The organism is Pseudonocardia lacus (assembly GCF_018531445.1).
GTDB lineage: Bacteria > Actinomycetota > Actinomycetes > Mycobacteriales > Pseudonocardiaceae > Pseudonocardia > Pseudonocardia lacus.
This window is the reverse complement of sequence record NZ_JAHDTH010000285.1, coordinates 1-7,387: the sequence shown is the minus strand read 5'-3', so window position 1 is coordinate 7,387 and position 7,387 is coordinate 1. Positions and strand designations below refer to the sequence as shown.

General features: G+C 75.9%; 8 protein-coding genes. 4 read left to right on the top strand and 4 right to left on the bottom strand.

The window, feature by feature from the left end:
• Positions 1-1,393 (top strand): CHAT domain-containing protein (locus tag KIK08_RS35620; RefSeq protein ID WP_214407725.1); only part of this gene is annotated, 1,393 nt, incomplete at its 5' end.
• A gap of 13 nt (positions 1,394-1,406) precedes the next feature.
• Here KIK08_RS35620 and KIK08_RS35615 read toward each other — a convergent pair.
• The 3 genes from KIK08_RS35615 to KIK08_RS35605 are packed head-to-tail and all read right to left on the bottom strand — an operon-like array spanning position 1,407 to position 3,447.
• Entirely contained in the window at positions 1,407-1,649 is a 243-nt protein-coding gene (locus KIK08_RS35615; RefSeq protein WP_214407724.1) for a helix-turn-helix transcriptional regulator, read from the bottom strand.
• Positions 1,650-1,660: 11 nt separating this feature from the next.
• Positions 1,661-2,515 (bottom strand): ABC transporter permease, encoded by an 855-nt coding sequence (locus KIK08_RS35610; RefSeq protein ID WP_214407723.1) that lies wholly within the window; start codon positions 2,513-2,515, stop codon positions 1,661-1,663.
• Positions 2,512-3,447 (bottom strand): ABC transporter ATP-binding protein, encoded by a 936-nt coding sequence (locus KIK08_RS35605; protein WP_250558492.1) that lies wholly within the window; start codon positions 3,445-3,447, stop codon positions 2,512-2,514. The genes KIK08_RS35610 and KIK08_RS35605 overlap by 4 nt, the downstream gene beginning before the upstream one ends.
• 250 nt (positions 3,448-3,697) lie before the next feature.
• Here KIK08_RS35605 and KIK08_RS35600 point away from each other — a divergent pair, with 250 nt between their 5' ends.
• Positions 3,698-4,333: an RNA polymerase sigma factor gene (locus KIK08_RS35600; protein WP_214407722.1), complete on the top strand. Its 636-nt coding sequence runs from the start codon at positions 3,698-3,700 to the stop codon at positions 4,331-4,333.
• Between the two features lie 4 nt (positions 4,334-4,337).
• On the top strand, positions 4,338-4,811 hold the full coding sequence (locus tag KIK08_RS35595) for a hypothetical protein (RefSeq protein ID WP_214407721.1): 474 nt from the start codon (positions 4,338-4,340) through the stop codon (positions 4,809-4,811).
• 92 nt (positions 4,812-4,903) lie between these two features.
• On the opposite strand, the gene KIK08_RS35590 is transcribed toward KIK08_RS35595, so the two are convergent.
• Positions 4,904-6,298 (bottom strand): S8 family peptidase, encoded by a 1,395-nt coding sequence (locus tag KIK08_RS35590; protein WP_214407720.1) that lies wholly within the window; start codon positions 6,296-6,298, stop codon positions 4,904-4,906.
• A 54-nt stretch (positions 6,299-6,352) separates the two neighbouring features.
• On the opposite strand from KIK08_RS35590, the gene KIK08_RS35585 reads away from it, so the two are divergent.
• A partial coding sequence (locus KIK08_RS35585; RefSeq protein ID WP_214407719.1) for a tetratricopeptide repeat protein occupies positions 6,353-7,387 on the top strand: 1,035 nt, incomplete at its 3' end.

Here is a 7,387-nt window from a genome sequence, read left to right as displayed (position 1 = left end):
CGGGGCGGTCGGCGACGACGCGGCGATGCTGCGCCAGTGCCGGGCGGGCCTGGCGGAGCTGGCGGCCCACCGCGCGGCGCTGGCCTCGACCGAGCTGCGCGCGCTCGCCGCGGCGCACGGCATCGAGCTGGGCCTGCTGGGCATGGGCAGCCTGCTGCGCAGCGGCTCGCCGTCGCGGGTGCTGGACTGGGCGGAGCGCACCCGGGCCGCCGCGTACCTGCCCGCCTCGGCGCCCGAGCCCGGGGCCGTCGAGGAGACGGGGGTGGAGCTGGCCGCGGTCCGTGCGGAGCTGGCGGCCGCGCGCGGGCGCACCGGCCAGGACGTCACCGAGCTGCTCGCCCGCCAGACCGACCTCGAACAGCGCCTGCGCCGGGCCACGTGGCACCGCGAGGGACCGGGCGTGGAGACGGGCACGACCGTGCGCGCCGGCGCCCTCGCCGACCTGCTCGACGGCGCCGCGCTGGCCTCCTACAGCCGCTACGGCGACGAGGTCGTGGCCGTCGTGCTCGACCGCGGGCGGCGCAGGCTGCTGCGGCTGGGCGGGTGGGACCGCGTGCGGTTCGAGTCCGACGCGCTGCAGTTCGCCCTGCGCAGGCTGGTGCGCCCGGGCCGGCCCGCGGCCGTGGAGAGCGCCTGGAGCAGCGCCCGGCACGCGCTGGCCCGGCTGCGCGAGCTGCTGGTGGCGCCGCTGGGCGTCGGCGCGGACACGCCGCTGGTCGTCGTGCCCGCCCGCGGCACGCACCGGCTGCCGTGGTCGGCGCTGCACAGCGCCCCGGTGTCCGCGGCGCCGTCGGCGACGCTGTGGGCGGCCAGCAGGGGTCGGCCGGTCGAGCACGCCGGACGGGTGCTGCTGGTGGCCGGGCCGGGCCTGGACGGCGCCGGGCGCGAGATCGCCGCCGTCGCCGGCTGCCACCCCGGCGCCGAGGTGCTGGTCCCGCCGGAGAGCACCGCGCCCGCCGTCGTCGACGCGATCGGCCGCTCGGACCTGGTGCACCTGGCCTGCCACGGCCTGCTGCGCGCCGACAACCCGACGTTCTCGGCGCTGGAGCTGACCGGCGGCCAGCTCACGGTGCACGAGCTCGACCTGCGCGGCATCGCGCCGCGCCGGGTCGTGCTCGCCTCCTGCGACTCCGCCGCCGACGTCTCCTACGCCGGTGAGGAGCTCGTCGGGTTCGTCAGCGCGCTGCTCGCCCGGGGCACCGCGGGTGTGGTGGCCAGCGTCGTCGTCGTGCCGGACGGCGAGGCCGTGCCGCTCATGCGGGCGCTGCACGGCCGGCTCGCGGCCGGCGACACCATGGCGACGGCCCTGTTCGAGGCGCGGGCGGCGCACGGCACCGACGACCCGCGCGACTTCGTCAACTGGTGCGCCTTCACCGCCTACGGCGCCGGCTGACCACCGGCACCGGTCAGGCCGGTTCGCCGGTGGTGGAGCCGAGGCGGGGGAACGGCCGCACCGAGAACACGACCTCGACGGGCACCTCGAAGTACTCGGCGACGCGCAGCGCGAGGTGCAGGCTCGGGCTGTACTCGCCGCGCTCCAGGTAGCCGATCGTCTGGTAGTGCACGCCGAGCGCCTCGGCCAGCGCACGCCGGGAGACGCCGCGCTCGGCGCGCAGCATGGCGATGCGGTTGTGGATCGTCTCGGACATCGCCACCATCATCAGTTGCGCTGCAGCGCGAGCTGCCGGCGGGCCTCCACCGCCGAGCCCGACTCCCGCCGGGCCATCCGGCGCAGCAGCACCGGCCCGAGCAGCAGCCCCAGCGCCGCCCACAGCCCGAGCACGCCGACGGCCTCCAGGACGCGCCAGGTGCCGCCGATCTCCAGCGCGGCCGCCTCGGCCGGCAGGAACACCGAGCGCAGCCCGACGCCGAGCCAGTACACCGGGAACACCGGCACCACGACCTGCAGCCAGCTCCACAGGTCCTGCAGCGGGGTGAACAGGCCGGAGGCGATGGCCAGGCCGGTGGTGGCGAGGAAGCCGAGCCCGCCGATCGTGCGGGGGTTGCGCACCACCGAGCCGATGAGGATGCCCAGCGGCAGGCAGGCCAGCAGCCCGAGCGCCGTCCAGCCGAGGAGCCCGAGCCACAGCAGCGCGCTGCCCACCGGCACCCCCGGCACGATGAACATCGCCGGGACCATGACGAGCACGATGCCGATCACCGCGTCGAGGGCGGAGGCGACCGACAGCCCGACCACGTAGCCCGACGTCCCGCCGGGCACCGCCTTGGCCCGCAGCAGCGTGCCGTCCTCCCGCTCGGTGGCCAGGTTGTAGGCGGTCGACATGACGCCGAAGGCGAGCGACACGGCGATGATGCCGGGCAGCACCAGGGCCGACACCACGATGGTGGTGCCCGGCAGCGGCGCGTCGCGCAGCCAGATCAGCACGGCGAGCGGCAGCGCGTTCCAGAAGACGGTCTGGGTGAAGCCCTCGCGCGAGGTGACGTAGCTGCGGAAGGTGATCCAGCCGCGGGTGGCCCCGAGGCGCAGGGTGGTCAGCAGGTCGGCGGCGTTCACGCGACCACCTCCACGGCCTTCTCCGGCGCGCCGGTGCCGTTCTCGTGGCCGCGGACCAGCTCCATGTAGGTGTCCTCCAGGGACGTCCGGTGGACCTCGAGCTCCTCGACGTCCGGTCCGGGCGAGGCGAGCAGCTCGCGCAGGAAGCCGGCCGCGTCGGCGGTGCTGTGCACGAACCGCTGCCCGTCGCGCGACCAGCGGACCTCGCTGAGCCGGGCCACCCGCCGGGCGAGCTGGTCGACGCTGCCGTCGGCGACGATGCGCCCGCCGGCCAGGATGAGCACCCGGTCGGCGAGCCGGTCGGCCTCGGCCAGGTCGTGGGTGGTCAGCAGGATCGTGGTGGCCTCGTCGTCGGCGAGGCGGTGCACGACGTCGTGGAAGTCGCGGCGGGCCTCGGGGTCGAAGCCCGCGGTGGGCTCGTCGAGGAACAGCAGCCGGGGCCGCCCGACGATGCCGATGGCCACGTCCAGCCGGCGGCGCTGGCCCCCGGAGAGGGTGGCGACCCGGCGGCCGGCCAGCTCGGTGAGGCCGACGGTGTCCAGCAGCTGGTCGGTGTCGAGTGGGCGCGGCCGGTCGGGGGTGGAGTACCGCGCGTAGTAGGCGCCGAGGTGTGCCAGCAGCTCGCGGACCCGCCACTTGCCGTGGTCGCGCCAGGACTGCAGCACCATGCCGATCTCCGAGCGCCAGCGCTCGTCGGCGCGGGCCGGGTCCACCCCCAGGACCCGGACCTCGCCGGCGGAGCGCTCCCGGAAGCCCTCCAGGATCTCGATCGTGGTGCTCTTGCCGGCCCCGTTCGGGCCCAGCAACGTGACGACCTCGCCGGCGCGGACGTCGAAGTCCAGGCCGCGCAGGACGTCGGTGCTGCCGTAGCGCATGCGCAGCCCGCGCACGCGGATGACCGGGTCGGCCTCCCCCGCGATCTCCACCAGCATCGCCCCCCTCAGATGATCTGTTGTTCCTCTGCGGCGAAATGTAGCACCAGTACTACATCAAGGCCACGGATTATCGGACAGATCGGGCGAAGCCGGAGAGGGGTGGTGCGGGAGGCGGGCCGCGTGCGACCGGTCGTCGTCCGGTCGTCGACCGGTGCCCGATCCCTGCGCGCTCAACCGTATCGGGGGTCCCGTTCGCCTCTCAGGGACCACGGGGGACCCCGCGTGGGCGGGGCGAGGAGAGGTGACCATGAGCAACTGTGTCCGGGCGGACGCCCGACCGGGGGGCGCGGTGGGGGAGACGGACCCCGACGACGTCGCGGCCCTCGTCGGGCGGGCCGCGGCGGGTGAGGCCGCCGCGTGGGACGCGATCGTCGAGCGCTTCGGCGGCCTGGTGTGGGCGGTGGCCGGCGGCTACCGGCTCGGCCCGGCCGACACCGCCGAGGTCGCCCAGACCACCTGGCTGCGGCTGCTGGAGAACCTCGACCGGATCCGCGAACCCGCCCGGCTGGGTGGCTGGCTGGCCACCACGGCCCGCCGGGAGGCGCTGCGGATGCTGCGGATGCGGGCCCGCGAGATCCCCGAGGACGGCGCCGAGCTCGACGTCGAGGTCGACCCCGGACCGACGCCGGAGGAGGCCGTCCTCGACGGCGACCGCGACCGCCGCATCTGGCAGGCCTTCACCCAGCTGCCCGAGCGCTGCCGGGTGCTGCTGCACCTGGTGGTCGTGGTGGCGCCGCCCTACGCCGAGGTCGCGGCCGCCCTCGACCTGCCGGTCGGCAGCATCGGCCCCAGCCGGGCCCGCTGCCTGCGCCGGCTGCGCAAGCTCTACCAGGACGGTGCCTCCGGCTCCGCCGACGGCGAGGGGGCCGACGATGGCCGGTGATGTGGTGGACGAGACCGACGCCGATCGCGAACTGCTCCGCGAACTGGGCAGCGTGCTCCAGCGGGTCGCCCCGCTGCCGCCCGACGTGGTGCGGGCCGCCAAGGGGCTGTTCACCTGGCGCACCGTGGACGCCGAGCTGGCCGCCCTCGCCTACGACTCGCTGCTCGACGACGACGCCGCGCTGGCCCGCTCGGTCGCCGGCCCGCGGATCGTCACGTTCGAGGCGGGCGAGCTGACCGTCGAGGTCGAGGTGGACGACCGGCCCAGCGGCCGGCGCCTGGTCGGCCAGCTGGTGCCCGCCCAAGCGGCCGCGCTGGAGCTGCGCCGGCTGACGCCCGAGTCGTCCGGGGCGATCTCCACCACCGCCGACGACCTGGGCCGCTTCCTGCTGCCGATGCCACCCGAGGTGGCGCTGGTGCGGGTCCGCGTGGTGCTGGCCGACGGCCGCGTCGTCGAGTCCGCCGCCATCCGGCTGTGACCGCGCTGCCGGGTGGCCGAGCGAAAGCGGCTGTCGTCCGACCTCGCTGGACGACAGCCGCTCTCGTCCGGCCCGCACCCCGGGAGGCCGGGTCAGACGCCGGGAAGGATCCGCACGGCCTTGCCGAAGTCGGGCACCCGGGTGCCGTTGCGCAGGATCTCGGTGACCGCGTCGCGCGGGGCCAGCCCGGGCCGCTCCGCGCACAGCTGCGCCACCAGCCCGGCGATCTGCGGCGCGGCGAACGACGTGCCGTACCAGAGGGCCCACTCGTTGCCGGTGCGCCACTCGTCGGCGGCGCGGGTGTCCACGGCGGGGTTCTCCCGGCCGGTCACGAACGTCGAGACGATGCCCTGGCCGACCGTTGAGCAGTCCACGGTGGCCCCGCGGCTGGAGAACGCCGTCGGCCGCATCCGGTCGTCCAGCGCGGCGACCGAGACGACCCGCTTGAACGCCGCCGGCCAGCAGGGGCGCCGGTCGCCGTAGTTGCCGGCCGCCGCGATGATCGCCACGTCGTCGCCGCGGCCGTGCTCGGACACGTGGTCGTCGATGATCTCCAGGGCGACCTGCAGCGCCACCGGCGGCACGTCGTCGAGGGTCTGCGAGCCGATCGACAGGTTCACGACGCGGGCGCCGTCGCGCACGGCCCGGATCATGGCGGCGCCGAGGGTGACCTCGCTGCCGATGCCGTCGACGTCGAGGGCGCGGTAGGCCTGGATGCGCGCGTCGTACTGCTCGCCGCGGTCGCGGCGGGAGGCCTGGGCCAGCACACCGGCGACGAACGTGCCGTGCGCGGCGCCGAACCCGAGCACGTCCTCGCCGGGGCGCTGCAGCTCGTCGACGTTGCCCGGGACGGCCTGGCCATCCTCGATCCGCTCGACGTCGAGCAGCCGGTCCTTCGCGGTGCGGTCGGGGCGGGCGATGCCGGTGTCGATGACGGCCACGGTGACGGCTCGCTCGCTGGTGCGGGTGAACGGGGCCGGCCGGACGGTGGTGTTCTCCGGGCCGCCGTCGCCCTTGACCCACGGGTTGAGCGGGGTGACGTGGTTGGCCGAGACGGGGTAGCCGGCGCGGCGCAGCCGCCGGACGAGGTCGACCATGCCCGACATCGGCAGGTCGAGGGAGTAGCGGGTGATCCGCCCCTCGAACTCCGCGGGCACCTCCGTCTCCAGCGGCGCGTGCGCGGAGATCAGCTCGGTGAAGCCGTCGTCGACGGCCTCGGTGCGGGTGACGAGCTCGCCGCGCATGACGAGCACGCCGAAGTTGGGGTCGTCGTCGCCGGGGTCGCACAGGTCGACCTGGGTGGCCCCGTCGACGCGCCGCCGCTGCAGCAGGTCGACCAGCCCGCGGAAGTAGGGCTTGTCGCCGCTGGCCAGGTGCCGGACCCCGCCCATGACCTGCTCGACCTCGGCCGGCGGCACCGGCGCGCACGTGCCCGTGTGGCGTGCGCTGTAGGGTCCGAACCGCTCACCGTTGGATCCAGTCTGCACGGGGAACTCCTTGCTCGTCGGGGAGTCTGTGTGCGCCGAGGAGCGGGCGCATCCATGGAACCCGAGGCCGCAACCGACCTCCTGATACCGGCGCTGGACCTCTACCGCCGGGTGGTCGCCGACCCCATGTCCAGCGGCGCCGACGCCGTCGCCATGGTCGCGCGGGCCCGCGACACCCTGGGCGAGGGTGGGCGCGGCGCGGAGGCGCTCGTCGCGGCGCTGCGGGCGCAGGCGTGGTTCGAGCACGCCCGGCTGGCCAACGGCGCCGCCAAGTCCCTGCTCGACGAGGCCGCCCGGATCGCCCGCAGCCATCGCGCCGACGAGCGCCTGTCCGAGGTGCTGATCACCCGGGCCGCGGTCAACATGGAGCGGGGCAGCCACTGGGCGGCCCGCCGCGACCTCGACGCCGCGCTGGAGGCGGCCGGTGGCGAACCGCCCGCGGAGGCCGGCCTCGCCCAGGCCGGGCTGTTCTTCAACACCGGCCGGCTGGACGCGGCGGCCGTGCTGTGCCGGCGGGTGCTCGCCGACCGGACGGCGTCGGTCGACCTGCGGGCCAAGGCGGCCAACAACCTGGCCATGATCGAAGCGGGCCGGGGCAGGCCGGCCGAGGCGCTGGTCCGGCTGGACGAGGCCGACGAGCTGGCCACCGGCCTGGACGCGCTGGGCGCGGCGTTCTGCTCGACCCGGGCCTGGGTGCTGGCCGGGGCCGGCCGGCTGACCGAGAGCCTGCAGCGCTTCGAGGAGGCCGAGCGCCGCTTCCTCGACGCCGGGTTGCCGACCGGCGAGCTGCTGATGGAGCAGCTCGACGCGCTCGTCGACCTGCGGCTCATCCCGGAGGCGCGCAGGCTGGCGGTGCGCGCGGTCCGCGAGTTCACCGAGCCCGACGTGGCGCTGATGGCGGCAGACGCACGGCTGCGGCTGGCCCAGGTCGACCTGCTCGCCGGGGCGTCGGGGCAGGCGCTGGAGCAGGCCGCGCTGGCCGCGGCGGCGCTGCGCGAGCAGCGCAGGCCGGGTCCGCGCGCCCGCGCCCAGACGGTCGCGGTGGCCGCCGCCCTGCGGCTCGACGACGTCGGCCCGACCGAGCTGGCG

What these genes read in the sequence shown, in the direction of transcription:
- KIK08_RS35605 (WP_250558492.1), bottom strand. Translation starts at nt 3,447, where the DNA reads ATGCTGGTGGAGATCGCGGGGGAGGCCGACCCGGTCATCCGCGTGCGC.
- KIK08_RS35615 (WP_214407724.1), bottom strand. Translation starts at nt 1,649, where the DNA reads ATGTCCGAGACGATCCACAACCGCATCGCCATGCTGCGCGCCGAGCGC.
- KIK08_RS35600 (WP_214407722.1), top strand. Translation starts at nt 3,698, where the DNA reads ATGAGCAACTGTGTCCGGGCGGACGCCCGACCGGGGGGCGCGGTGGGG.